Consider the following 22458-nt stretch of genomic DNA (forward strand, 5'->3'; position numbering starts at 1 on the left):
CTAGATGATCAGCAGCGTGTCGCAGGCCGCGAGAATGTCTTCGACGCCGGGGATATACAGCTGCTCGAGGCGATACAGCGGCGGCGGAATATCCGGCGCGGTGACCCGCTGGATCGGTGCCTGCAAATCCAGGAAGACCCGCTCGTAAAGGCTGGCGGCGATCTCCGCACCCACCCCGCAGGAGCGCGGCGCCTCGTGGACTATCACGCAGCGCCCGGTCTTGCGTACCGAGGCCTCCAGGGTGTCCAGATCCAGCGGCTTGATGCAGGCGACGTCTATCACCTCGGCGGACACGCCCTGCTCGGCCAAGGCGGCGGCGGCTTGCAGGGTCTCGTGGACGCTGGCGCCCCAACTGATCAGGGTGATGTCGCTGCCTTCGCGCAGGGTGAAGCAGGTGTCCAGCGGCAGGCGCCGGCCATCGTCGACCAGGGCTTGCGGGTTCATCCGATAGAGCCGCGTCGGTTCGAGGAAGATCACCGGATCGGGATCGTCGATCGCCGCCAGCAGCAAGCCATAGGCCCGCGCCGGCGAGGACGGAATCACCACGCGCAGCCCCGGAATATGCGCAAACAAGGCCTCGGTGCTTTCACTGTGGTGCTCCGGCGCGCGGATGCCGGCGCCCATCGGGCTGCGCAGCACCAGCGGGCAACTCAGACGGCCACGGGTGCGGTTACGCAGGCGGCTGGCATGGGACACCAGATGATCCATGGCCGCGTAGATAAAGCCGAGAAACTGAATTTCCACCACCGGCTTCAGGCCTTGGGCGGCCATGCCGACGGCCAGGCCAGCGATCATGGTTTCCGCCAGCGGGGTGTCGATCACCCGCTTGAAGCCAAAACTGTCGCGCAGGCCCTGGGTGGCACGAAACACGCCGCCGTTAACGCCGACATCTTCGCCGAACACGACGACGTTTTCGTCCTCGCGCATGGCGCGGTGCAGGGCCAGGTTGACCGCTTCGAGCAGGGTCAGTTTGGCATTCGGCACTTTTGTCTCACCCATGGCGCGCACCTCCGACGTGGCGCGCGGCGCCGGATGAGGGCGAGGCGCTTTGCGCCTCGCGGCGGGCCGCACGCTCCAGCAACCACTCGCGCTGCTCGGCCAAGGGCGCCGGCCATTTGGCGTAGACGTAGTCCAGCACCGCTTCGACCGGCTGGATGCCGGCAGACTCGAAGGCGTCCACCGACCTCTGTACCAGCGCCTGGCACTCGGCGACCAGCGCTTGCTCGCGGGCTTCATCCCACACACCTTGGCTGGCGAGAAAGGCCTGCAGCCGTTTGACCGGCTCCTCCAACCAGGCCTGTTTGACCTCTTCGGCCGGGCGGTAACGGGTCGCATCGTCGGCGGTGGTGTGATCGCCGAGGCGGTAGCTCAGGCATTCGATCAACACCGGGCCTTTGCCATGGCGTGCACGTTCCAAGGCGACCTGAACTCGGTCGTAGACGGCGAGTATGTCGTTGCCATCCACCTGTTCGCCGTGGAAGCCGGCGCCGAGGGCTTTCTGCGCCAGGGTCGGCGCGCCGCACTGGATGCGCCGTGGCACCGAGATCGCCCATTGGTTGTTGTTGACCACGAACACCACCGGCAACTGCCAGGTGCCGGCGACGTTGAGCGCCTCGAGGAAATCGCCCTTGCTGGTGGCCCCATCGCCGCAGGTGGTCACGGCGACCCGGTGTTCGCCGCGGATCTTGAACGCGCTGGCCACCCCGCAGGCATGCAGCGCCTGGGTAGCGATCGGCACGCAGATCGGAAAGTCCTGCGCGGCCGCCGAGTCGACGAAGGCGCTGCCGCGCTCGTCGCCGCCCCAGTAGAGGAGGATTTCTTCCATGCGCACGCCGCGCATCAGTTGCACGGCGGTGTCGCGGTAATAGGGCACCAGCACGTCTTGCGGCTGCATCAGGCCGCCGATGGCGACACCAATCGCCTCCTGGCCGAGGGTCGGCGCGTAGGTGCCGATGCGGCCGGTGCGTTGCAGGGCGACGGCCTTCAGGTCGAACAGACGGGTCAGCACCATCTGCCGGTAGAGCTTGGTCAGCAGATTGAAGTCGTCGGCCCAGGCCGGCAGCGTACCGAGCGCGCGGCCATCGGGGTCGAGGTAGCGGGTATACGGGAGGTCGATCTTGTTAGGGGTCATGACACGACTCCTCGACACACCGGGTAGGTGCGATGGCGTTCCCCCTCCGCTTGTGGCGGCGGGACTCTCGGCGGCTGCTCCCGGGTGGGGGCTCAGCCGCTATACAGCAGGCGTTCGGCCAAGGCATCGGCGACGCGCGCGGGGGAGCGTTTGTCGGCCTGGGCATGGGCGTAAATCTCGGTTAAGCGTCTGTCTATTTGCGCAAGATGCGCCGTAATGGCTGGCAAGCTTTCCCCGCGGTGCTTGAGTGCCACATAAATCAAGCCGCCGGAGTTAATCACGTAGTCCGGCGCATACAGAATCCCCCGCGCCTCCAGCTCATCGGCAATCTCGGTGCTCGCCAACTGGTTATTCGCCGCCCCGGCCACCGCCGAGCAGCGCAGCTGACCCACCGTCTGCGCATTCAAGATGCCGCCCAGGCCGCAAGGCGCGAGGATGTCGCACGGCGTGCCGAGCAGCGCTTCACTGGCCACCGGCTGTGCACCGAGTTGCTCCACCGCCAACTGCACCCGACCGGGGTCCAGATCGCTGACCAATAGCTCGACCCCGGCGGCATGCAACTGCTCGGCGAGCGCATAGCCAACATTGCCGAGCCCTTGGATGGCGACGCGCAAACCTTCCAGGTCATCGCTACCGAGGCGCGCCTGGGCCGTCGCACGAATACCGGCGAACACCCCCATGGCGGTATGCGGTGAGGGATCACCGGCACTGGTGGTACTGGTGACGTGGCGGGTGTGTTGGGCGATGCAGTCCATGTCGGCACTCGAGGTACCGCTGTCGACCGCCGTGATATAGCGGCCGTTGAGGGTTTCGATAAAGCGCCCGAAGGCTTCAAACAAGGCGCCGCGATTGTCCACATTCGGCGGCCGGATGATCACTGCCTTGCCACCGCCTTGCGCAAGCCCGGCCAACGCGGCTTTGTAACTCATGCCTTGGGCCAGGCGCACGGCATCACGAATCGCACTGCGCTCATCGGGATAAGCCAGGTAACGGCAGCCGCCGAGGGCCGGGCCGAGGCGCGTGTTGTGAATCGCGATAATGGCCTTGAGGCCCGTGACGGGATCCTGTGCCAGGTGCAGCGCCTCGAGTCGGGCGGCTTCCATGATGGCAAACATGCTGAGGCTCCATTGCCTGTAATTATCAGCAGTATAGGTCGCACCCCCGACGGCGACCGAACGGGCAGGTATAAGTACGCAGCCGGGCTGCGGCAGGCAGCATAAGGCCGGCTTGCTCGGCCAGGCTTGTACCGTCATAACGGCTAGTCACGGGGCGCACCGAGCGCTTCCGTGCATTGGAGCGCGCACCTTCAGCGCTGCGTCGGTTTTTTCTGCAAGCGGCGGGATAAAAGGGCTAGACGCAGGTTAGGCGACCCGCTACAAACCAAGAGCGAATTGGAGAACCCGATGACCCCGCGCCAAGCCTGCCTTGCCTGCCTCGAACGTGAGCCGCCTGCGGTCTTTGAAGCGGCGTTGTGGATTGCTGCCGAGCACGATCCGGCCCTGCAGCCGGAGCGCTGGCTGCGTGACATCGCCGGCTTGCAACAGCAAGTGGCTGCAGGTTTGCCGGTGCTGCCCAGCCATGAGCTGGCCCAACCGCTGCTGCGCCGGCTGAATGAGCTGGGCTTCCATGAGGACCATGAAAGCCCGCTGCGGCCACAGGCGGCCCTGCTCCACCGCGTGCTGCAACGGCGCCGCGGCCAACCCCTGTCGCTGGCCTTGGTGGCCCTCGAACTGGCCCGGCGCTTGGAGATTCCCCTGCAGGGCGTGAACTTTCCCGGGCATTTCTTACTGCGCGTTCCTGGCGCCGATCATCTGCTCGACCCCTGCGGCGGGCGCCGCCTTTACACCCAGGACTGTCGCGAACTGCTGGCTCAGCAGCTTGGGCCTAGCGCACAACTCTGCGCCGGACACCTGCAAAACTGCGATGCCCGCAGCCTGCTGCAGCGGCTTTCGCGCAATCTGCGGCATCTGCATCTGCAGGCTCAAGACTATTTGGCCGCGCTGAAAGATGCCGAACGCGTGCTCGAACTGGGGCCACCCTCCGCCAGCGACCACCTGGCCCGCGCCGAGCTCTATCAGCAGCTGGACTGTCCACAGGCCGAGCGTTTCGATCTAGAGCACGCCCTGCTGCTGAGCGACGACCCGGCGCAGCGCCTAGCGCTGACGCACAGGCTGCGCCAGCTCAGCCAAACGCCGGCACTGCATTAACAGGCCAAGCTGAGTCAACAGACCCAGGACCTTCACCCTACTGCGCGGCATGCGGGGAAATCCGCGCGCTGGCCGCTTCCCCCGTCAGACTGGCCGGATCAACCGGTGTATTTCTGCAGGTTGGCCAGCATTTGCGTCATCGCCTCGATATTGTCCGCCGGATGGCTGGCGCCTTCGAAGTCGCAGATCTGCTGCCACTGGGCCGCCACGTCTTCCGCGTCAAACCCGGCTTGCGGATCGAAACCGGCGCCATTGCTGCGCTCCCAGCGCACCTTGCCGATCCAGCCGCCGCCCACTTCGAACAGGCCGGCGGTTTCCTGGCAGTTTTCGCTGCCCAGGTAGACCACCAACGGGCTGACCAGCTCCGGCTTGAGTTGTTCGAAGACTTGCTGCGGAATCAGGCCTTCGGTCATGCGGGTGCCGCCAGTCGGGGCGATGGCGTTGACCAGGATATTATTCTTGCGGCCTTCGATGGCCAGGGTGCGGGTCAGACCGTACAGGCCGAGCTTGGCCATGCCGTAGTTGGACTGGCCGAAGTTGCCGTAGATGCCCGAGGTCGAGGCGGTGAAAATCACCCGGCCGTAGTTCTGCTCACGCAGGTGCGGCCAGGCGGCGCGGGTGACCTTGTAGGCACCTTCGACGTGGACCTTGTAAACCAGGTCCCAGTCGGCGTCCTCCATCTTGTGGAAGGTCTTGTCGCGCAGGATGCCGGCGTTATTCACCACCACGTCGAGGCGGCCGAAGGCGTCCAGCGCGTGCTGCACGATCTTTTCGCCGTCGGTCACCGAGTCGTGGTTGGCCACCGCGGTGCCGCCCGCCTCACGGATTTCCGCAACCACGCGGTCGGCGGCCGAGGCGTTGGCGCCCTCGCCATGGGTGCTGCCACCCAGATCGTTGACCAGCACCTTGGCGCCATGCTGGGCGAACAACAGCGCATGGGCACGGCCAAGACCACCGCCGGCACCGGTGACTATCACGACTTTATCTTCGAAGCGGACGGCTTCACTCATAAACGGCTCCTACGGCGGGGTTTGCGATGGGGCGAGTGTCGTGCAGGCGCGCGGCGCTCACAATGAAGACCGCCGCGGCTGAATGGTGGCCGATAAGGCAGCGGGATGATTATCCCCGAGGCCTTATCACGCCGATTGATCCGCCGGACGAATCAGGCTGAGGTGGTTGTACAGATGCAGCACATGGGCCAGGGCGTATTCCTCATGGCTCAACACACCATAGGCGAAGTGCGGCTGCAGCGCGCCTCGGTGTGCGGCGAAGCGCGCGAAGGCGTCTTGCAGCCGCTGCAGGGCCTGCTCCTGGCCGGCCGGCTCGGCCAGTGGCGCGGCGCCGGGGATCGGCTGATCCAGCGGATGACGCATGGCGCCGCGGGCGGCGAACACCCCGAAGGCGGCCACACCCAGGCTGTGACGGAACCAGGCGGGTTTCAGCTCCGGATAGCCATCCAGCGAATAGTCGATGCTTTGCGCGCAGTGGTTGAACACCTCGGCCGGGCTCCAGCCTTGGACGCTGACCAGCGCCCGCCCGGCCAGTTGCGCGAGCACAGCGCGCGCCGCCGGCAGGCTCAGGCCGGCGGGTGCCGGGCCGAGCGGCAGCGCCCAGAAGCCGGCGCCCAGCGCCGCTGCCGTAGCGCCCAGGGCCCCCAGTTTCAACAGCTGCCGTCGTTGCATCGGTTCCCCTCCAGGTGCAGGCGAAACGCCAAATAGTGCTTGAGCACCTGCTCCGGCGCCTCGGTCTGCGGATAGTGGCCGATACCGTCCAACAACAGGGTATCGGGTTGCGGAATCAGCTCGCGATAACGCGCCACCATATGGGCGCCGGAAATCGGATCGACCGCACCGTCGATCACCCGCAGCGGTACGCCGCCTTTTTGCATGGCCGCAACCCAGCGCTCACGCTGCACCCGACGCTCCGGTATATAGCGGATCAGGCGGTGCATCACGCCCGGGCCATCGTTCGCCGCGATCAGGCGCCAGAAGTCGTCCAGCTCACTGGCACTCGGCCGGGTGTTGGGACCGAAGATTTTCCCGAAGCTAGCGGCCAGCTTCCGCCGGGAAAACAGCCGGCCGATCAACGGGCCCAGCGGGCCGAGCAACAGCTTCTGCACCAGCACCGGCCTATGGGTTTCCGGAAACAGCCCACCATTGAGGAAGACGCAGGATGCCAGTTGCAGGCGCCCGTCGTGATGGCGCGCCAGCAATTCCTGCGCGACGCTGTCGCCATAGTCATGGGCCAGGACATGCACGGCCCCGTCAATGCGCAAATGACTCAGCAACGCCTGCTGGAGATCCGCCTGTTCCAGCAGGCTGTAGGCATGCCCACGGGGCTTGGCCGAATCGCCGAAGCCGAGCATGTCGCAGGCGATCAGCCGATATTTTTGCGCCAGCGGCTGCCACAGGTAGTGCCAGTCCCAACTGGCGGTGGGAAAGCCGTGAAGCAACAGCAGCGGCTCGCCCTCCCCGGCCGTCCAATAGCGGATGGCGTGGCCGCGGAAGTCGAAGCTCTGCCCCTGCGCCCGCCAGTCGTGCAAGGCAATCCCGGCCAGGGCCATCAGGCGGCGTAACCGGGGTTCTGTTGATCCAGTTTGCGCAGCAGCGCCGGCCAGGCCAGTTGCCCGCCCATGCCCTGGGCGCTGCGCATCACCCCGGCGACCATGGCTTTGGCACCCGCCAGGATCGGCTGAGGAATATGGATCAGCTCGACGCCGCCACTCTGCGCCATGACTTGCACCTCACAGGCGCGCTGCAGGGTGAACATCATCAGGAAGGCATCGGCGATGCTGCTCGAGCAGGTCAGCAGACCATGGTTGGGCAGGATCATGAAGTTGCTTTCACCCAGGTCCGCCTGCAAGCGCGCCTTCTCCTCGTGGTTCAGCGCCACCCCCTCGTAACCGTGATAGGACAGGCTGGAGAGGACGAACAGCGATTGCTGCGACAGCGGCAGCAAACCCTGCTTCTGCGCCGAGACGGCGATGCCGGCGGCGGTATGGGTGTGCAGCACGCAGGCCACATCATGGCGGACTTCATGCACCGCACTGTGGATGGTGTAACCGGCCGGGTTGATCTCATAGGGGCTGTCCATCAACTTGACGCCGCCGAGATCGACCTTGACCAGGCTGGAGGCGGTGATCTCGTGGAACATCAGGCCGAAGGGGTTGATCAGGAAGTCTTCGCTGCCCGGCACCTTGGCCGAGATGTGGGTGAAGATCAGATCATCCCAACCGTGCAAGGCCACCAGGCGGTAGCAGGCGGCAAGATCGACACGGGCCTGCCACTCGGCGGCAGAGACCCGATCCTTGATGTTCGCGGTGGGCAGAACTTGGGCTGTGTTCACGGGGTTCACCTCGGCATTTATTAGTGTGGCGTGCCGAGGAGTCTAGCGAGGGATGCCGCCGCCGGTAGTTGCCGTGGCAGCCAGCTTAGTGGCCGAGCGAGTCAGAGCGCCGCGACTTCAGCTGGCTCAGCAGAGAGATTGAGCAGGCCGTTGAAGAATGTAACGAGGGGCGGGCGCAGCTCACGGATCAGCTCAACGGCGCGCGGATGCATCAGGCCTTCAACGAGGCGGCGAAGTCGGCCAGCCAAGGCTCGGCATCGGTTTCCGGGTTGACCGTCTCGCTGGCGTCCAGCCGCAGCATGGCCTGCACCTCGCGGATACCCAGCTCGGCAAACAGCTCGCGGACCTGTTCGCCGCCGGCACAGAAGGTGTCGCCATAGCTGGAATCGCCCAGGCCGATCACCGCACCGGGCAAGCCACGCCACCCCGGCAGTTGATCGCGGATCGCGTAGTAGAGCGGTTGCAGATTATCGGGCAACTCGCCCATGCCAGTGGTCGAGGTCACCGCCAGAAAGGCCTCGGGAGCAAAGGCCTGCAATTCGGCCAGGCTCGCCCGCGGGTTATGCCAGGCGTCGAAACCCGCCGCCTTGAGTACCTGCTCGGCGTGGCGGGCGACTTCCTCGGCGGTACCGAAGACCGAACCGGAGAGAATGGCGACTTTCATACAATGGCTCCCGAAACTGGCTGCGACTCAGGCTTTGTGAAAACGTAGCGAGCGAAGGTTAGACAAGGCAAAAACAGGCGAAAAAGCGCAGTTTACATGGGGTAAATGAGCATTTTGAGCCTGTTTTTAACGCCGTATAACCGAGCGCAGTAGCTTTCACACAGCCTGAAATGCCGGGCATTATGCCTGATGAGACTCGCGGCGATCCGCGCCGCCGTGAATACCCGCCGGCCCTGCCCTCAGGTGCCGCGCAATTAGTGCAACACCCGGCGCCTGCCAGCACCCGGACTGCCTTCGGCACGCTAGGCGCGAGCGCGCCACGCCCGCAGCTTTTGTGCACAGCGGCGGACTGCGGTAACGTTGCCCTGTCCGCCGCCCCTACTGCTCGGGCTGGCGCCTACTTTTAGCCGACGAGTCGCGCATGAGCGTTTCCGCCCCCATTCTGATTACTGGCGCCAGCCAGCGGATCGGCCAACACTGCGCCGAACGCCTGCTCGATGATGGCCATGCGGTAATCATCAGCTATCGCACTGAGCGCGAGAGCGTGGCGCACCTGCGCGCACGCGGGGCCTTGACGCTGCCAGCGGACTTCTCCACCGAGGCCGGTATCCTGGCCTTTATCGCCACGCTCAAGAGCCACACCCAGCGCCTGCGCGCGATTGTGCATAACGCCTCGCAGTGGCTGACGGAAACGCCGGGCAACGAAGCCGCCGCCTTCCAGCAGATGTTCAGCGTGCACATGCTCGCGCCTTACCTGATCAACCTGCAGTGCGCCGAATTGCTCGAGCGCTCGAGCCCGGCCGATATTGTCCACATCGGTGATGACGTGGCGCGCAGAGGCAGTGCCAATCGCCCGGCCTACTGCGCCAGCAAGGCCGGGCTGGATAGTCTGACGTTGTCCTTTGCGGCCAAATTCGCGCCACGGATCAAGGTCAACGGCATCGCCCCGGCGCTGATCCTGTTCAACGAGCACGACGACGCGGCGTACCGCGCCAAGACCCTGGGCAAATCCGCGCTGGGCATCGAGCCGGGGCCCGAGGTGATCTACCAGAGCCTGCGCTATCTGCTCGACAACCCCTACGTCACCGGCACCACGCTGACCGTCAACGGCGGCCGCCACCTCAAATGAGCCGGCGGCGGGCGCAGCGGAATATACCCGCCACGAATTCCTGAAACTGATTGGACGGAGTAACTAGTTATGCCGCGACTGGAGCCTGGAATGGCACGGATTCGGGTCAAAGACCTGCGTCTGCGCACCTACATCGGAATCAAAGAGGAAGAGATCAACAACAAGCAGGACGTGCTGATCAACCTGACCATCCTCTACCCGGCGGTCGACGCCGTACAGGTCAACGATATCGAACACGCGCTGAACTACCGCACCATCACCAAGGCGATCATCCAGCACGTCGAAGGCCATCGCTTCGCCCTGCTCGAACGCCTGACCCAGGAAATCCTCGACCTGGTGATGAGCCACCCGAGCGTGCGTTACGCCGAAGTGGAAGTGGACAAGCCGCACGCCCTGCGCTTTGCCGAGTCGGTGTCGATCACCCTCGCCGGGCATCGCTAAGCACCTGTTCACTATCTGCTGCTCTTGGTCATGCGGCGTTGAAACCAGGTTCTTAGCCGACACTCATACCGCCCGACAGCTCGCAGCCGTCGGGCATTGCTGCTTCAGCCCAGCGCTTCTATCATCGCGCCCATCTGCCACCCGCACGTCCTCGGAGAACCCTGCCATGACCGAGCAAGAACACCTCGAACTCGAAGCCGCCGCCTTCCGCCAACTGGTGCAACACCTGCGTTCGCGCCCGGATGTGCAGAACATCGAGCTGATGAACCTCGCCGGCTTCTGTCGCAACTGCCTGTCCAAGTGGTACAAGGCCGCCGCCGACGACATCGGCCTGGCCGTCACCGCCGAGCAGGCCCGCGAAGAGATCTACGGCATGCCGTACAGCGAGTGGAAGAGCAAATACCAGCAGGAAGCCAGCAGCGAACAACAGGCGGCTTTCGATAAGGGCCACAAGCCATGAGCGCACTCCTCGACTTTCGCGCCAGCCTGCGCAGCGAGCAGCACCTGTTCGCCGCCACCCTGGCCTTTATCGCCGAGCACTACGACTATCGGCCCAGCGCCTTTGTCAACGGCACGCTGGAAAACGCCGCCGGACAGAATGAAGGCTCCTGCAAGACCCTCGGCCTGGCGCTGCTGGAAGGCTTGAGCCTGGAAGAGACCCTGCAGGCCTTCGGCGAACACTACCGTGCCGTCTTGGCCAGCCCGGATGGCTCCGACCACGGCAATATCCGCGCGCTGATGGAAACCGGCCTGAGCGGCGTGCGTTTCACCCAGCCGCCGCTCAAGCACAAGGGTTAAGAAGCCACGCCGTCATGCGCAAATAACCGCGCAACTGTCGGCAACGGCTGACAGACATATCTCAAAAACCCACTTATCCTGCAGCCCTGGAAAACACCAAGGACGGTGTTCCGCACGCTGACGCGCCGTCCTCCGTTGCCCCCTTACCTGGCTTGGAGTCGCGTGGATGCAGCAGACCTTGGTATGGAAACCCTGGACCAACCCTGGCGTGGAAAACCTGCGCCTGAAGCAGGATGACAGCGGTATACACGCCAGCAGCCATCTGATGCAGAGCGTGCGTGGCCAGAGCATTGCGGCCACCTACGTCTTGAACTGCGACCCACGCTGGCGGTTTCGCCGCCTGTGGCTGAAGGTCGACAACTTCGGGCAAAAAAGCCTGACCTTGGATCGCGATATCCGTGGCCGCTGGTATCAGAACGGCGAACTGCGCCACGACCTGCTCGACTGCCAGCACGTGATGCTCTCCGCCTCGCCCTTTACCCATACGCCGGCCTTGCAACGCTGTGCCCTGGAAGCCGGGCAGAGCGAGCAAGTGCAGGTGGCCTATATCGACCTGCTGACCCTCAAGGTCGAGGCCCGCACCCAACGTTACCTGTGCCTGCGCCAGCACGCCGAGCAGACGCTTTACCGCTGCGAAGCGGAAGGCAAAAAGCCCCGCGAACTGACCGTCGATCGCGATGCGCTGCTGATGAAAGCCAGCGATCAGTACCTGCGCATGAGTTCACGGACGCTGACGTTGAACACCTGGGTATGAACCCGCGCCGCTAAGCAGAAGCCCCGCACTTGGCGGGGCTTTTTATTACAGCGGTACTTACTGCGCGTCGAGGTAACGCTCCACATCCAGCGCGGCCATGCAGCCGGCGCCAGCGGAGGTGATGGCCTGACGGTAGATATGATCGGCCACGTCGCCGGCGGCAAACACGCCCGGCACGCTGGTCGCCGTGGCGTTGCCATCGCGACCACCGTTGACCACCAGATAGCCGTCTTGCAACGCCAACTGGCCTTCGAACAGCGAGGTGTTCGGCGTGTGGCCGATGGCGACGAACAGGCCGTCGACCTTGAGCTCATCACTGCTGCCATCATGGTTTTTCAGGCGCACGCCGGTAACGCCCATGTTGTCGCCGAGCACCTCGTCCACCGCGGCATTCAGCTTGAGCACGATCTTGCCTTCAGCGACCCGGGCGTGCAGCTTGTCGATCAGGATCTTCTCGGCGCGGAAGGTCTCACGACGATGCACCAGGGTAACCTTGCTGGCGATATTGGCCAGGTACAACGCCTCTTCCACGGCGGTGTTACCACCCCCGACTACCGCTACTTCACGGTTGCGGTAGAAGAAGCCATCACAGGTCGCGCACGCGGAAACGCCCTTGCCCATAAAGGCTTCTTCCGACGGCAGGCCCAGGTAGCGAGCGCTGGCACCGGTGGCGATGATCAGGGCATCGCAGCTGTAAGTCGCGCTGTCACCGATCAGGGTGAAGGGCTTGCCGGCCAGATCCACCGCATTGATGTGGTCGAACACTATCTCGGTTTCGAAGCGTTCCGCGTGCTCTTGCATCCGCTGCATCAACGCCGGGCCGGTCAGCCCGTGGACGTCGCCCGGCCAGTTGTCGACTTCGGTGGTGGTGGTCAACTGACCGCCAGCCTGCATGCCGGTGATCAGCAGCGGCTTGAGGTTGGCGCGAGCCGCGTAAACCGCAGCCGAATAACCGGCAGGGCCGGAGCCGAGGATGATCACTCGCGAGTGACGAACTTCAGACATAACTGACTCCTCCCGACGGCGAGTCGGAAATAAAAAGGGATCACCACAGCACTTGGGGAAGGCTGGTAGACAAGGGTGATCCCGCTAAAAAGGTCTGCCTAACGCAGAGAATTTGGCCATCGGGCCTTAGCCCAACGGCTGCCGACTGAAGAACGCCTTCAGCCGGCATGATCCATCCACAGCGGATGGATCCTGTTGTTGCAGGTCAAGCGTTCCAGCGGGCTGCGAAATTACAGTGCCGCAGCGTTTTCCGCCAGGTAGGAAGCCACACCGGCAGCGTCGGCCTTCATGCCTTTCTGGCCTTTGCGCCAGCCGGCCGGGCAGACTTCGCCGTGCTCTTCGGTGAACTGCAGGGCCTCGACCAGACGCAGCACTTCGTCGACTTCACGACCCAGCGGCAGGTTGTTCACCACCTGGTGCTGGACCACGCCGTTCTTGTCGAGCAGGAAGGTCGCACGCAGCGCCACGCCGTCTTCGTGTTCAACGCCATAGGCGCGAGTGATTTCGTGCTTAACGTCGGCCACCATGGTGAACTCGACTGCGCCGATACCGCCCTTCTCGACCGGGGTGTTGCGCCAGGCGTAGTGGGTGAACTGCGAGTCGATCGACACGCCGACCACTTCCACGCCCAACTCGCGGAATTTATCCATGCGGTTGTTGTGCGCGATGATTTCCGACGGGCAGACGAAGGTGAAGTCCAGCGGCCAGAAGAACAGCACCACATATTTGCCGCGCAGGGCGGACAGCTGGAAGTTCTCGACTATGGAACCGTCACCCAATACCGCAGCAGAGGTGAAGTCCGGGGCTTGCTTGTTGACCAATACGCTCATGGAAAAACTCCTTTAGCTTTAAATTTGAGGGCGAGTGGAAGAATTGACGGCAAGGCTACGCAGGCCCGATCAATTGAGGAAGTGCCGATTCTTAATCCACTTGATAGGCAATCCCTATGCAGACTGAGCGCCGCAGACAAGCCGCCCAGGCTTTCCCCTCACCCCCAAAGCCGGTAAGGTCGGCGCGACTTTAACTCTCGGGAGACCCCCATGCCCGCCCCTGTACTGTCCGGCCCACAATATTTGCGCGAAGGCCTGAAGCTGGTGCTGAGCCCTGGCTTACGGCTGTTCGTGCTGTTGCCGCTGGCGATTAACCTGATCCTCTTCGTTGCCTTGATCGGTTTTGCCGTGCAGCAGTTCAACGGCTGGATCACGGCGTTTATGCCCGACCTGCCGGACTGGCTGAGCTTTCTCAGCTACCTGCTCTGGCCGCTGTTCTTTGTGCTGGTACTGCTGATGGTGTTTTTCACCTTCACCCTGCTGGCCAACATCATCGCCGCACCGTTTAACGGCTTCCTGGCGGAAAAAGTCGAAGTGGTGCTGCGTGGCGAGGACAACTTCCCGGCGTTTCGCTGGAGTGAGTTGGTAGCCATGGTGCCGCGCACCTTTGGCCGTGAATTGCGCAAACTCGGCTACTTCCTGCCGCGCGCCATCGCCCTGCTGATCCTGTCGTTTATCCCGGTGCTCAACCTGCTGGCCGCGCCGCTGTGGCTGCTGTTTGGCGTGTGGATGATGTGCGTGCAATACATCGACTACCCGGCGGACAACCACAAGCTGGGCTGGAACGAGATGCTCGCCTGGCTGCGCGAGAAGCGCTGGCAGAGCCTCGGCTTCGGCGGCTCGGTGTACCTGGCGCTGCTGATTCCGGGGGTCAACATCCTGATGATGCCCGCGGCCGTGGCCGGCGCCACCTTGTTCTGGGTGCGTGAGCGCGGCGATAGCGCTGTCACGGCGGCGCAACGCTAACGTCACACGGGTTACATGGCGCCAGCCGAGACTGGCGCCATGACCGCCTCTCCCCTGCATATCGCGCTGATCAGTGAAACCTTCCCGCCGGAAATCAACGGCGTGGCCAATACCCTCGGGCGCCTGTGTGCGGGCCTGCGTGAGCGTGGCCATCGCCTGCAACTGGTACGCCCACGCCAGGCTGCCGACCAGGGCCAGAACAGCGATGACGACCTGCTGCTGACCCGCGGCTGGCCGTTGCCCGGCTACCCCGGTTTGCAGTGGGGCCAGGCGTCCATGCACAAACTGCTGCGGCGCTGGCAACGCCAGCGTCCGGATGTGCTCTATATCGCCACCGAAGGCCCGCTGGGGCTGTCCGCCCTGCGCGCCGCGCGCCGCCTCGGGATTCCGGTGGTCAGCGGGTTTCACACCAACTTTCAGCAATACAGCGAGCACTACGGCCTCGGCCTGCTGACCCGGGCGCTGACCCATTACCTGCGCTGGTTTCACAACCGTTCACAGCTGACCCTGGTGCCCAGCGCCAGCCAGCGCCTGGAGCTGGAGCGGCGCAGCTTCGAGCGGGTCGATCTGCTGGCGCGCGGCGTCGATGGGCAACTGTTTCACCCGGCCAAACGCTCGACCGAGCTCCGCGCGAGCTGGGGGCTGGGGGACGACGATCTGGCGGTGCTGCATGTCGGCAGGCTCGCAGCGGAGAAGAACCTGGGCCTACTCGCCCGCAGTTTTAACACGTTGCAAGCCGCCCACCCGCAACGGCGGCTGAAGCTGATCCTGGTCGGTGACGGCCCGCAGCGCAGCGAGCTGCAGCAGGCGTTGCCGGATGCCCTGTTCTGCGGCGTGCAACGCGGCGAAGAGCTGGCCGCGCATTACGCCTGCGGCGATCTGTTCCTGTTTCCCAGCCTCTCGGAAACCTTCGGCAATGTGCTGCTGGAAGCGCTCGCCTCCGGGCTTGCCGTGGTGGCATTCGACCAGGCCGCAGCGGCCCAGCATATCCACCATGGGCATAACGGCGCGCTGGCCATGCCGGGGGATGATGCGGCCTTTATCGATGGCGCCTGCTGGCTGTTGGAGGACACCGAGACCTTGCGCCGCGTGCGCCTGAACGCTCGCCAACATGCCGGTCGGCAGGGCTGGGAGGCCATAGTCCAGCGCTTCGAGGAGCACCTGCGCAGCGCTCGCCAGAAAAGTGAAGCCAGCTGCGGATCGTAAACAGGCTTGAACCAGCGCTAGCTGTGAGGCTCGCCGCTTGCCGTCTTGACCGAACGCAGTCAGCCCAACCGATTGCGGGTTTCGCCAGGCGAAAAAAAGCCCCGATGTGCCGGGGCTGCTCCCACATCCTTGTGGATCGCTTGAGGAGTGGCGCGCTGGCTAAACAGCGCACCGGGGGAACACCACTAAATAACCGCTAACTCAGACCAGGCTCATCAGCGCTTCACGGCTGAAGGGCAGGATGTCCTCTTCGCGACCCTCGCGGACTTTCACCGCCCAATCCGGGTCGACCAGCAGAGCGCGGCCGACCGCCACCAGGTCGAACTCCTGCTTGTTCAGGCGCTCCAGCAGGCCCTCCAACTTCGCCGGCTGCGCGACCTTGTCGGTGTTGACCATAAACTGCAGGAACTCGCCGTCCAGCCCTACGCTACCCACGGTGATGGTCGGCTTGCCGGTCAACTGGCGCGTCCAGCCGGCGAGGTTGAGCTCGGAACCGTCAAACTCCGGCTCCCAGAAACGCCGGGTCGAGCAATGGAAGATATCCACACCGGCGTCCGAGAGCGGCTGGAGGAATTCGCCGAGGGCTTCTGGCGTCAGCACCAGACGTGCGCTGTAGTCCTGCTGCTTCCACTGCGAGAAGCGGAAAATGATCGGGAATTCCGGCCCAACCGCGGCGCGCACGGCCTGGATCAGTTCGATGGCGAAGCGCGAGCGGTTCGCCAGGCTGCCGCCGTATTCGTCGCTGCGCTGGTTGCTGCCTGCCCAGAAGAACTGGTCGAGCAGATAGCCGTGGGCGCCGTGGATTTCCACGCCGTCCATGCCGATCGTCTGGGCGTCTTTGGCCGCCTGGGCGAAGGCCGCAATCACCTCGGCGATGTCTTGCTGGGTCATGCCATGCACGACCTCGACGCCGTCCTTGAGCTTCTCGCTCGGGCCATAGCCAGGCACGCTGGCATCCGGTTCGGTGCCCAGCTTGCGCACGTTACCGACGTGCCACAGCTGCGGCACTATCTTGCCGCCTTCGGCGTGTACCGCATCGACCACTTTCTTCCAGCCGGCCAGGGCGTCTTCACCATAGAAGCGCGGCACGTTCGGGTAACCGTTGGCGGCTTTATGGCCGACGGTGGTGCCCTCGGTGATGATCAGGCCAACGCCAGCGGCAGCGCGGCGACGGTAGTACTCGATCACCTTGGAGTTCGGTACGCCACCCGGCGAGAAGGAACGGGTCATCGGTGCCATGACCACGCGGGTGGGCAGCTCCAGAGCGCCGAGGTGGAAGGGTTCGAACAGGGCTTTAACGGGCATGGCTATCTCCTCGCAGGCAAACAATAAGCAGGCGACCGGTCGTCTCGCTGCTGGATACAAAAAAACGTGAAAAATCAGCGCGGCGTCAGCAGACGCTCCAACTGGTGCAAAAATACCTTGAGGGGCGCCGCACTGGCGCCGACTTTCATGCGCATCAGCGCACCTTCCCAGGCATTGCCGATAAATTCGGCCAGCGCCGTGCAGTCGGTTTCCGCCGGCAGTTCGCCGGCTTCGCGGGCCGCCGTCAGGCACTGCGCAAGTATCTCCACCGAGCGTTGCAGAATGCTTTCCACCTGGGTGCCGATGGGCTGGCAGAGCTCGGCCATCTCGAAGCTCAGGCTGCCGATAAAGCAGTGGTATTCGGGCTTTTCCTGGCGGGCGAAGTGCACCATCAACTCGCGGTAATAACCGACGATACGCTCGCGCGGACTCAGCGCCGGGTTGCCCAGGGCCTCGGCATAACGCACCAGGCGCGGCCCATAGAGGTGCTCCAGGGCCTGCAAGGCGAAGTCTTCCTTGCTGGCGAAGTAGTGATAGAAGGAGCCCTTGGGAATCCCGGCGGCCTGGACGATCTCCTGCACACCGGTGCCGTGATAACCACGGCGGGTCATCACCTGGGCGCCTTTGGCAAGGATCAGGTCGCGCTTGTCGAGTCGGATACTAGAGTTGGTGGCGCTGGTCATGGTGCTGTTCATGGCGCAAGCATATGACCGGTCGTCTCGCCCCGCCCAGCACTATTGATGTGCGTGATTAAGCGTCAAAAGCGGTAAGGAAACGGGGCATGCTCGGCATCCCGGGCAGTCGCTTGATTGAGCAACGCCCGGATTGCCCGGCCAGCCAGCGCTGAAACCCCTGGCAAAGCTGGCACGACTGCCGTGATCAACGGCGAGTCCCGCGGCTGTGCCAGGCGCGGTTTAGCTCAGTGCTTTTTCGATCGCCTGGACCAGTGCCGGATCATCCGGTGTGGTACGTGGCGAGAAGCGCGCCAGCACCCGGCCATCCTGGCCCACCAGAAACTTCTCGAAATTCCAGGTGATGTCGCCGGGAAATTCGGCACCCTCGCCCGCCAGCAAGCGATACAACGGATGGCGGCCAGGGCCATTGACCTCCAGCTTGCTGCCCAGCGGAAAACTCACCCCATAGTTGCGGCTACAGAATTCGCGGATCTCGTCTTCGCTACCCGGCTCCTGGCTAGCGAACTGGTTGCATGGCAAGCCGAGCACGCTGAACCCCTGGTCGCGGTAGTGCTGATGAAGACTTTCCAAACCGGCGTACTGCGGCGTCATCCCGCATTTGGAGGCGACATTAACCACCAGCAACACCTGGCCCTTGAAGGGCGCAAGCGGCAACTCCTGGCCATCGAGGGCGCGTAAATTGATGTCGTGAAAGGCACTCATGACGAACTCCCAGTAAACACAACGGACAAAAAAGGCGCCCGTAGGCGCCTTCTCAGTATTCTCAGTCTGCCGCTTTAGCAGCTTAGCTGAATCAATGGTGGTGACCACCTTCGCCATGCACGTGACCATGGGCGATTTCTTCTTCGCTGGCGTCACGCACTGCAACGATTTTAATCTGGAAGTTCAGCCGTTGACCCGCCAGCGGGTGGTTGCCGTCGACCGTCACATCATCGCCATCGAGGTCGCGGATGGTGACGATCTGCATGCTGCCGTCCGGAGCGGAGGCGTGGAACTGCATGCCAACTTCCAACTCGTCGACGCCTTCGAACATGCTGCGGCTCAGCGTGCTGACCAGTTCGGCGCTGTACTCGCCGTAGGCTTCTTCTGGCTCAACGGCCACGCTCAGCTCGTCACCGGCTTGTTTGCCGACCAGAGCCTTTTCCAGACCGACGATGATGTTGCCTGCACCTTGCAGGTAGACCAGCGGAGCGCCGCCAGCGGAGCTGTCGATCACCTCACCGGCGTCGTTGCTCAGGGTATAGTCGATGGAGACGGCCTTATTGGCGGCGATCAGCATGGGGCGAGACCTTTGCGAAAGATTGTAGAACGGGCAAGTTTAACCAAGCAGTCGCCCGAAAGCGACCCGAGCGCTGACGGACGGCCGAGCGCCGGCGCCTCCCGTATCCTTGACTTTCGTCAGGACGAAGACGGCCATTGGCTGGCAGTCCTGTCCTGCGGGCATACGCAGCACCTGCGCCACCAACCGCCCTGGCAGGCGCGCAGCTGGGTGCTCGATCCGCTGCAACGGCAAGCACGGATCGGCCAGCTGTTTGCCTGCGGTTGGTGTGCCCAAGAACTCGAGCAAATCGAGCAAACCAAGGAGTAACGATGCCTGCACGCAATATTCTGGTGATCAACTGTGGCAGCTCGTCGATCAAGTTCGCCTTGGTCAACGAGGCCCACTCGCAGTTTGCCCTGAGCGGTCTCGCCGAACGCCTGGGCAGCCATGAGGCCGTGCTGCACTGGCAGCGCGGTGGCGAAAGGGACAGCCTGATGATCCCCAATGCCGACCACCGCGCCGCGCTCGCGCAGTTGCTGCCGCTGGTGCACGGCGCGGCCGGCGGCAAGTTGCACGGTATCGGCCACCGCGTGGTGCATGGCGGTGAACGCTTCACCAGCGCCCGCAAAATCGACGCGCAGGTAGTGGCGGCGATCCAGGCCACCGCGCCCTTGGCGCCCCTGCATAACCCGGCCAACCTGCTGGGCATAGAGGCGGCCATCAGGCTCTACCCGAACCTGACCCAGGTCGCGGTATTCGACACCGCCTTCCACCAGACCCTGCCCGAATACGCCTATCGCTATGCCCTGCCGGAGCCGCTGTACCGCGAGCACGGCGTGCGCCGTTATGGCTTCCACGGCACCAGCCACCGCTACGTCAGCCATCGCGCGGCCGAGCTGGCCGGCCTGGCGCTGGGCGACAGCAGTTGGCTGTCGGCGCATCTGGGCAACGGTTGCTCGACCTGCGCCATCGTCAACGGCCAAAGCCGTGACACCAGCATGGGCCTGACCCCGTTGGAAGGCTTGGCGATGGGGACCCGCAGCGGTGATGTCGACCCCAACCTGCACAGCCACCTGGCCCGCACCCTAGGCTGGAGCCTGGAGCAGATCGAACGGATGCTCAATCACGACAGCGGCCTGCAAGGCTTGTCCGGCCTGTCCCATGACATGCGCAGCCTGGAACAGGCACGCGAGCAAGGCCATGCCGGTGCGACCCTGGCCATCGAGGTGTTCTGCTATCGCTTGGCCAAGTCCCTGGCGGCGATGAGCTGCGCCCTGCCGCAACTGGACGGGCTGATCTTCACCGGCGGTATCGGCGAGAATTCGGCGCTGGTCCGCAGCAAAACCGTGGCCCATCTCAAGTTGCTCAACCTCGCGCTCGACCCGCAGGCCAACGCCCGCTGCATCCGTGGCGTCGCCGGGCCTATCCAGGCTTACGGCCACCCGCGCGTGCTGGTGGTGCCGACCAACGAGGAGCGCCAGATCGCCCTGGACACCCTGGCATTGCTGACTAACTGAGGCAAACCTGTAACTGAAGCGAAGCTGTAGCGGCAAATTGATTCGCCCAGCCTGACCCCAGCGGGCGAATGAACTCGCCCCCACAAGGAAATGACATGCAGACCTTTTTTATCGCCCCGACCGGCTTCGGCGTCGGCCTCACCTCCATCAGCCTCGGCCTGGTCGGCGCCCTCGAACGCGCCGGGCTGAAGGTCGGCTTCTTCAAACCCATCGCCCAACCGCATCCCGGCGATCTCGGCCCGGAGCGCTCCAGCGCGCTGATCGCCCGCACCCATGGCCTGCACTCACCGCAACCGCTGAGCTTGGCCCAGGTCGAGCGGATGCTCGGTGACGGCCAACTGGATGAACTGCTAGAACAAATCATCAGCCTGTACCAGCAGGCAGCGAGCGATAAAGACGTGGTGATAGTCGAAGGCATGGTGCCGACCCGGCATGCCAGCTACGCGGCACGGGTCAACTTCCACCTGGCCAAGAGCCTGGACGCCGAAGTGATTCTGGTCTCGGCGCCGGAAGATGAACCCCTGAGCGAACTGTCCGACCGCATCGAAATCCAGGCCCAGCTGTTCGGCGGGCCGCAAGACCCGAAAGTGCTCGGCGTGATGCTCAACAAGGTGCGCAGTACGGACGGTATCGACGCCTTCGCCGCGCGCCTCAAGGAGCTCTCGCCGCTGCTGAAAACCGACGACTTCCGCCTGCTCGGCTGCATCCCTTGGCAGGAGCAACTGAACGCCCCGCGCACCCGCGATATCGCCGACCTGCTGGGCGCGCGGGTGATCAACGCCGGCGACTATGAGCAACGCCGGATGCTGAAGATCGTGCTCTGCGCCCGCGCCGTGGCCAACACCGTGCAGTTGCTCAAGCCCGGCGTATTGGTGGTCACCCCGGGGGACCGTGACGACATCATCCTCGCGGCCAGCCTGGCGGCGATGAATGGCATGCCGTTGGCCGGGCTGCTGCTGTGCAGCGACTTCCCCCCCGACCCACGGATCATGGAGCTCTGTCGCGGCGCGCTACAAAGCGGCTTGCCGGTGCTTTCGGTCACCACCGGCTCCTACGACACGGCAACCGACCTGAACCGCCTGAACAAGGAAATCCCGGTCGACGACCGCGAGCGCGCGGAGCGGGTTAGCGACTTCGTCGCCAGCCATATCGACTACCAGTGGCTGCGCCAACGCTGCGGCGAGCCGCGCGAGTTGCGCATGTCGCCACCGGCGTTTCGCTACCAGTTGGTGCAACGCGCGCAAGCCGCGAACAAACGCATAGTCCTGCCGGAAGGCAGCGAGCCGCGCACAGTGCAGGCCGCGGCGATCTGCCAGGCCCGCGGCATCGCCCGCTGCGTGCTGCTGGCCAAGCCTGAAGAGGTGCAGATCGTCGCCCGCGCCCACGGCATCGAACTGCCGCCGGGCCTGGAGATCCTTGACCCGGACCTGATTCGCAACCGCTATGTGGCGCCTATGGTCGAGCTGCGCAAAGGCAAGGGCCTGAACGCGCCCATGGCCACGCAGCAACTGGAAGATTCGGTGATGCTCGGCACCATGATGCTGGCCTTGGACGAGGTGGACGGCCTGGTCTCCGGTGCCATCCACACCACCGCCAGCACCATCCGCCCGGCCTTGCAGCTGATCAAAACCGCACCCGGCTACAACCTGGTGTCCTCGGTGTTCTTCATGTTGCTGCCCGATCAGGTGGTGGTCTATGGCGACTGCGCGGTGAACCCCGATCCAAGCGCGGCGGAGCTGGCGGAAATCGCCCTGCAAAGTGCCGACTCGGCCACGGCCTTCGGCATCGAGCCGCGCGTGGCGATGATCAGTTACTCCACCGGTGATTCCGGCAGTGGCGAGGAGGTGGAAAAAGTCCGCGAGGCGACCCGTCTGGCCCGCCTGGCCCGCCCCGAGCTGCTGCTGGATGGGCCCTTGCAGTACGACGCGGCGGCGATCGACAGCGTCGGCCGGCAAAAAGCGCCGAACAGCCCGGTGGCCGGCCACGCCACGGTGTTCGTGTTCCCCGACCTGAACACCGGCAACACCACCTACAAAGCCGTGCAACGCAGCGCCAACTGCATCAGCGTCGGGCCGATGTTGCAGGGCCTGCGCAAACCGGTGAACGACCTGTCACGCGGCGCGCTGGTCGATGACATCGTCTACACCATCGCCCTGACCGCGATCCAGGCGGCCACCTTGCCGGCATAGAACGCCCGCAATTCT

Annotated in this window: 25 protein-coding genes; 11 read left to right on the forward strand and 14 right to left on the reverse strand. The window is 64.1% G+C overall.

Features of this window, described 5'->3' with window-relative positions:
* The 3 genes from FFS13_RS05250 to FFS13_RS05260 all read right to left on the reverse strand — a co-directional run bounded on the left by FFS13_RS05250 (position 1) and on the right by FFS13_RS05260 (position 3246).
* Complete coding sequence (locus tag FFS13_RS05250; RefSeq protein WP_137818056.1) at positions 1–999, reverse strand: alpha-ketoacid dehydrogenase subunit beta; 999 nt, start codon at positions 997–999, stop codon at positions 1–3.
* A complete protein-coding gene (gene pdhA / locus FFS13_RS05255) occupies positions 992–2131 on the reverse strand; it encodes a pyruvate dehydrogenase (acetyl-transferring) E1 component subunit alpha (protein WP_137818057.1) in 1140 nt (379 codons plus the stop codon). Before pdhA ends, FFS13_RS05250 begins: the two co-directional genes overlap by 8 nt.
* A 92-nt stretch (positions 2132–2223) precedes the next feature.
* Complete coding sequence (locus tag FFS13_RS05260; RefSeq protein WP_137818058.1) at positions 2224–3246, reverse strand: Glu/Leu/Phe/Val dehydrogenase; 1023 nt, start codon at positions 3244–3246, stop codon at positions 2224–2226.
* A 288-nt stretch (positions 3247–3534) separates the two neighbouring features.
* On the opposite strand from FFS13_RS05260, the gene FFS13_RS05265 reads away from it, so the two are divergent.
* Positions 3535–4338 carry a SirB1 family protein gene (locus FFS13_RS05265; RefSeq protein ID WP_137818059.1) on the forward strand — a complete coding sequence of 268 codons (804 nt, stop codon included), beginning with the start codon at positions 3535–3537 and terminating at the stop codon, positions 4336–4338.
* 98 nt (positions 4339–4436) lie between these two features.
* On the opposite strand, the gene FFS13_RS05270 is transcribed toward FFS13_RS05265, so the two are convergent.
* The 5 genes from FFS13_RS05270 to FFS13_RS05290 all read right to left on the reverse strand — a co-directional run bounded on the left by FFS13_RS05270 (position 4437) and on the right by FFS13_RS05290 (position 8347).
* Complete coding sequence (locus tag FFS13_RS05270; RefSeq protein ID WP_137818060.1) at positions 4437–5348, reverse strand: SDR family oxidoreductase; 912 nt, start codon at positions 5346–5348, stop codon at positions 4437–4439.
* A 126-nt stretch (positions 5349–5474) separates the two neighbouring features.
* Positions 5475–6020: a DUF1569 domain-containing protein gene (locus tag FFS13_RS05275; RefSeq protein ID WP_137818061.1), complete on the reverse strand. Its 546-nt coding sequence runs from the start codon at positions 6018–6020 to the stop codon at positions 5475–5477.
* Positions 5999–6901 (reverse strand): alpha/beta fold hydrolase, encoded by a 903-nt coding sequence (locus FFS13_RS05280; RefSeq protein ID WP_137818062.1) that lies wholly within the window; start codon positions 6899–6901, stop codon positions 5999–6001. The genes FFS13_RS05275 and FFS13_RS05280 overlap by 22 nt, the downstream gene beginning before the upstream one ends.
* Positions 6901–7665, reverse strand: a complete 765-nt coding sequence (locus tag FFS13_RS05285) for a class II aldolase/adducin family protein (protein ID WP_371922935.1) — start codon at positions 7663–7665, stop codon at positions 6901–6903. Before FFS13_RS05285 ends, FFS13_RS05280 begins: the two co-directional genes overlap by 1 nt.
* Before the next feature lie 229 nt (positions 7666–7894).
* Positions 7895–8347: a flavodoxin gene (locus FFS13_RS05290; RefSeq protein WP_137818064.1), complete on the reverse strand. Its 453-nt coding sequence runs from the start codon at positions 8345–8347 to the stop codon at positions 7895–7897.
* A gap of 421 nt (positions 8348–8768) precedes the next feature.
* On the opposite strand from FFS13_RS05290, the gene folM reads away from it, so the two are divergent.
* From folM to FFS13_RS05315, 5 genes are all read left to right on the forward strand, one after another.
* Positions 8769–9476 (forward strand): dihydromonapterin reductase, encoded by a 708-nt coding sequence (gene folM, locus FFS13_RS05295; protein WP_137818065.1) that lies wholly within the window; start codon positions 8769–8771, stop codon positions 9474–9476.
* Between the two features lie 69 nt (positions 9477–9545).
* A complete protein-coding gene (folX, locus tag FFS13_RS05300; protein WP_137818066.1) occupies positions 9546–9917 on the forward strand; it encodes a dihydroneopterin triphosphate 2'-epimerase in 372 nt (123 codons plus the stop codon).
* A 166-nt stretch (positions 9918–10083) separates the two neighbouring features.
* Positions 10084–10377 (forward strand): DUF1244 domain-containing protein, encoded by a 294-nt coding sequence (locus FFS13_RS05305; protein ID WP_137818067.1) that lies wholly within the window; start codon positions 10084–10086, stop codon positions 10375–10377.
* Positions 10374–10715 carry a HopJ type III effector protein gene (locus FFS13_RS05310; protein ID WP_137818068.1) on the forward strand — a complete coding sequence of 114 codons (342 nt, stop codon included), beginning with the start codon at positions 10374–10376 and terminating at the stop codon, positions 10713–10715. The genes FFS13_RS05305 and FFS13_RS05310 overlap by 4 nt, the downstream gene beginning before the upstream one ends.
* Before the next feature lie 166 nt (positions 10716–10881).
* A complete protein-coding gene (locus FFS13_RS05315) occupies positions 10882–11469 on the forward strand; it encodes a putative glycolipid-binding domain-containing protein (protein WP_137818069.1) in 588 nt (195 codons plus the stop codon).
* A gap of 57 nt (positions 11470–11526) precedes the next feature.
* Here the strand turns inward: FFS13_RS05315 and trxB are convergent, their stop codons facing one another.
* Positions 11527–12474, reverse strand: coding sequence for a thioredoxin-disulfide reductase (trxB, locus tag FFS13_RS05320; protein ID WP_137818070.1), 948 nt, complete (start codon positions 12472–12474; stop codon positions 11527–11529).
* A 230-nt stretch (positions 12475–12704) separates the two neighbouring features.
* Positions 12705–13304, reverse strand: coding sequence for a peroxiredoxin (locus tag FFS13_RS05325; RefSeq protein WP_137818071.1), 600 nt, complete (start codon positions 13302–13304; stop codon positions 12705–12707).
* Positions 13305–13514: 210 nt separating this feature from the next.
* Between FFS13_RS05325 and cysZ the strand changes: the two genes are divergently transcribed.
* Together cysZ and FFS13_RS05335 are read left to right on the forward strand one after the other, a co-directional pair.
* Positions 13515–14270 carry a sulfate transporter CysZ gene (gene cysZ / locus FFS13_RS05330; protein ID WP_137818072.1) on the forward strand — a complete coding sequence of 252 codons (756 nt, stop codon included), beginning with the start codon at positions 13515–13517 and terminating at the stop codon, positions 14268–14270.
* Between the two features lie 15 nt (positions 14271–14285).
* Positions 14286–15476, forward strand: coding sequence for a glycosyltransferase family 1 protein (locus FFS13_RS05335; RefSeq protein ID WP_137818073.1), 1191 nt, complete (start codon positions 14286–14288; stop codon positions 15474–15476).
* A 201-nt stretch (positions 15477–15677) separates the two neighbouring features.
* Here the strand turns inward: FFS13_RS05335 and FFS13_RS05340 are convergent, their stop codons facing one another.
* From FFS13_RS05340 to FFS13_RS05355, 4 genes are all read right to left on the reverse strand, one after another.
* Positions 15678–16787, reverse strand: a complete 1110-nt coding sequence (locus FFS13_RS05340; protein ID WP_171006431.1) for an NADH:flavin oxidoreductase — start codon at positions 16785–16787, stop codon at positions 15678–15680.
* 68 nt (positions 16788–16855) lie between these two features.
* On the reverse strand, positions 16856–17464 hold the full coding sequence (locus FFS13_RS05345; RefSeq protein WP_137818075.1) for a TetR/AcrR family transcriptional regulator: 609 nt from the start codon (positions 17462–17464) through the stop codon (positions 16856–16858).
* Between the two features lie 231 nt (positions 17465–17695).
* Positions 17696–18178 carry a glutathione peroxidase gene (locus FFS13_RS05350; RefSeq protein ID WP_137818076.1) on the reverse strand — a complete coding sequence of 161 codons (483 nt, stop codon included), beginning with the start codon at positions 18176–18178 and terminating at the stop codon, positions 17696–17698.
* A 91-nt stretch (positions 18179–18269) separates the two neighbouring features.
* Entirely contained in the window at positions 18270–18755 is a 486-nt protein-coding gene (locus FFS13_RS05355) for a peptidylprolyl isomerase (RefSeq protein ID WP_137818077.1), read from the reverse strand.
* Positions 18756–18767: 12 nt separating this feature from the next.
* Here FFS13_RS05355 and FFS13_RS05360 point away from each other — a divergent pair, with 12 nt between their 5' ends.
* From FFS13_RS05360 to pta, 3 genes are all read left to right on the forward strand, one after another.
* Positions 18768–19064 (forward strand): DUF3565 domain-containing protein, encoded by a 297-nt coding sequence (locus tag FFS13_RS05360; protein WP_137818078.1) that lies wholly within the window; start codon positions 18768–18770, stop codon positions 19062–19064.
* A 2-nt stretch (positions 19065–19066) separates the two neighbouring features.
* Entirely contained in the window at positions 19067–20254 is a 1188-nt protein-coding gene (locus FFS13_RS05365; protein ID WP_137818079.1) for an acetate kinase, read from the forward strand.
* 95 nt (positions 20255–20349) lie between these two features.
* On the forward strand, positions 20350–22443 hold the full coding sequence (pta, locus tag FFS13_RS05370; RefSeq protein ID WP_137818080.1) for a phosphate acetyltransferase: 2094 nt from the start codon (positions 20350–20352) through the stop codon (positions 22441–22443).
* Positions 22444–22458 lie beyond the last annotated feature (15 nt).

The organism is Pseudomonas sp. 2FG (genome assembly GCF_005502935.1).
Classification (GTDB): domain Bacteria; phylum Pseudomonadota; class Gammaproteobacteria; order Pseudomonadales; family Pseudomonadaceae; genus Aquipseudomonas.

Excerpts from the sequence above, each read along its gene's own strand:
- FFS13_RS05250 (WP_137818056.1), bottom strand. The coding sequence starts at position 999 with ATGGGTGAGACAAAAGTGCCGAATGCCAAACTGACCCTGCTCGAAGCG.
- cysZ (WP_137818072.1), top strand. The coding sequence starts at position 13,515 with ATGCCCGCCCCTGTACTGTCCGGCCCACAATATTTGCGCGAAGGCCTG.
- FFS13_RS05260 (WP_137818058.1), bottom strand. The coding sequence starts at position 3,246 with ATGTTTGCCATCATGGAAGCCGCCCGACTCGAGGCGCTGCACCTGGCA.
- trxB (WP_137818070.1), bottom strand. The coding sequence starts at position 12,474 with ATGTCTGAAGTTCGTCACTCGCGAGTGATCATCCTCGGCTCCGGCCCT.
- pdhA (WP_137818057.1), bottom strand. The coding sequence starts at position 2,131 with ATGACCCCTAACAAGATCGACCTCCCGTATACCCGCTACCTCGACCCC.
- FFS13_RS05270 (WP_137818060.1), bottom strand. The coding sequence starts at position 5,348 with ATGAGTGAAGCCGTCCGCTTCGAAGATAAAGTCGTGATAGTCACCGGT.
- FFS13_RS05310 (WP_137818068.1), top strand. The coding sequence starts at position 10,374 with ATGAGCGCACTCCTCGACTTTCGCGCCAGCCTGCGCAGCGAGCAGCAC.
- folM (WP_137818065.1), top strand. The coding sequence starts at position 8,769 with ATGAGCGTTTCCGCCCCCATTCTGATTACTGGCGCCAGCCAGCGGATC.
- folX (WP_137818066.1), top strand. The coding sequence starts at position 9,546 with ATGCCGCGACTGGAGCCTGGAATGGCACGGATTCGGGTCAAAGACCTG.
- FFS13_RS05325 (WP_137818071.1), bottom strand. The coding sequence starts at position 13,304 with ATGAGCGTATTGGTCAACAAGCAAGCCCCGGACTTCACCTCTGCTGCG.
- FFS13_RS05350 (WP_137818076.1), bottom strand. The coding sequence starts at position 18,178 with ATGAGTGCCTTTCACGACATCAATTTACGCGCCCTCGATGGCCAGGAG.
- FFS13_RS05305 (WP_137818067.1), top strand. The coding sequence starts at position 10,084 with ATGACCGAGCAAGAACACCTCGAACTCGAAGCCGCCGCCTTCCGCCAA.
- FFS13_RS05355 (WP_137818077.1), bottom strand. The coding sequence starts at position 18,755 with ATGCTGATCGCCGCCAATAAGGCCGTCTCCATCGACTATACCCTGAGC.
- FFS13_RS05290 (WP_137818064.1), bottom strand. The coding sequence starts at position 8,347 with ATGAAAGTCGCCATTCTCTCCGGTTCGGTCTTCGGTACCGCCGAGGAA.
- FFS13_RS05275 (WP_137818061.1), bottom strand. The coding sequence starts at position 6,020 with ATGCAACGACGGCAGCTGTTGAAACTGGGGGCCCTGGGCGCTACGGCA.
- FFS13_RS05365 (WP_137818079.1), top strand. The coding sequence starts at position 19,067 with ATGCCTGCACGCAATATTCTGGTGATCAACTGTGGCAGCTCGTCGATC.
- FFS13_RS05345 (WP_137818075.1), bottom strand. The coding sequence starts at position 17,464 with ATGACCAGCGCCACCAACTCTAGTATCCGACTCGACAAGCGCGACCTG.
- FFS13_RS05315 (WP_137818069.1), top strand. The coding sequence starts at position 10,882 with ATGCAGCAGACCTTGGTATGGAAACCCTGGACCAACCCTGGCGTGGAA.
- pta (WP_137818080.1), top strand. The coding sequence starts at position 20,350 with ATGCAGACCTTTTTTATCGCCCCGACCGGCTTCGGCGTCGGCCTCACC.
- FFS13_RS05280 (WP_137818062.1), bottom strand. The coding sequence starts at position 6,901 with ATGGCCCTGGCCGGGATTGCCTTGCACGACTGGCGGGCGCAGGGGCAG.
- FFS13_RS05335 (WP_137818073.1), top strand. The coding sequence starts at position 14,286 with ATGGCGCCAGCCGAGACTGGCGCCATGACCGCCTCTCCCCTGCATATC.
- FFS13_RS05265 (WP_137818059.1), top strand. The coding sequence starts at position 3,535 with ATGACCCCGCGCCAAGCCTGCCTTGCCTGCCTCGAACGTGAGCCGCCT.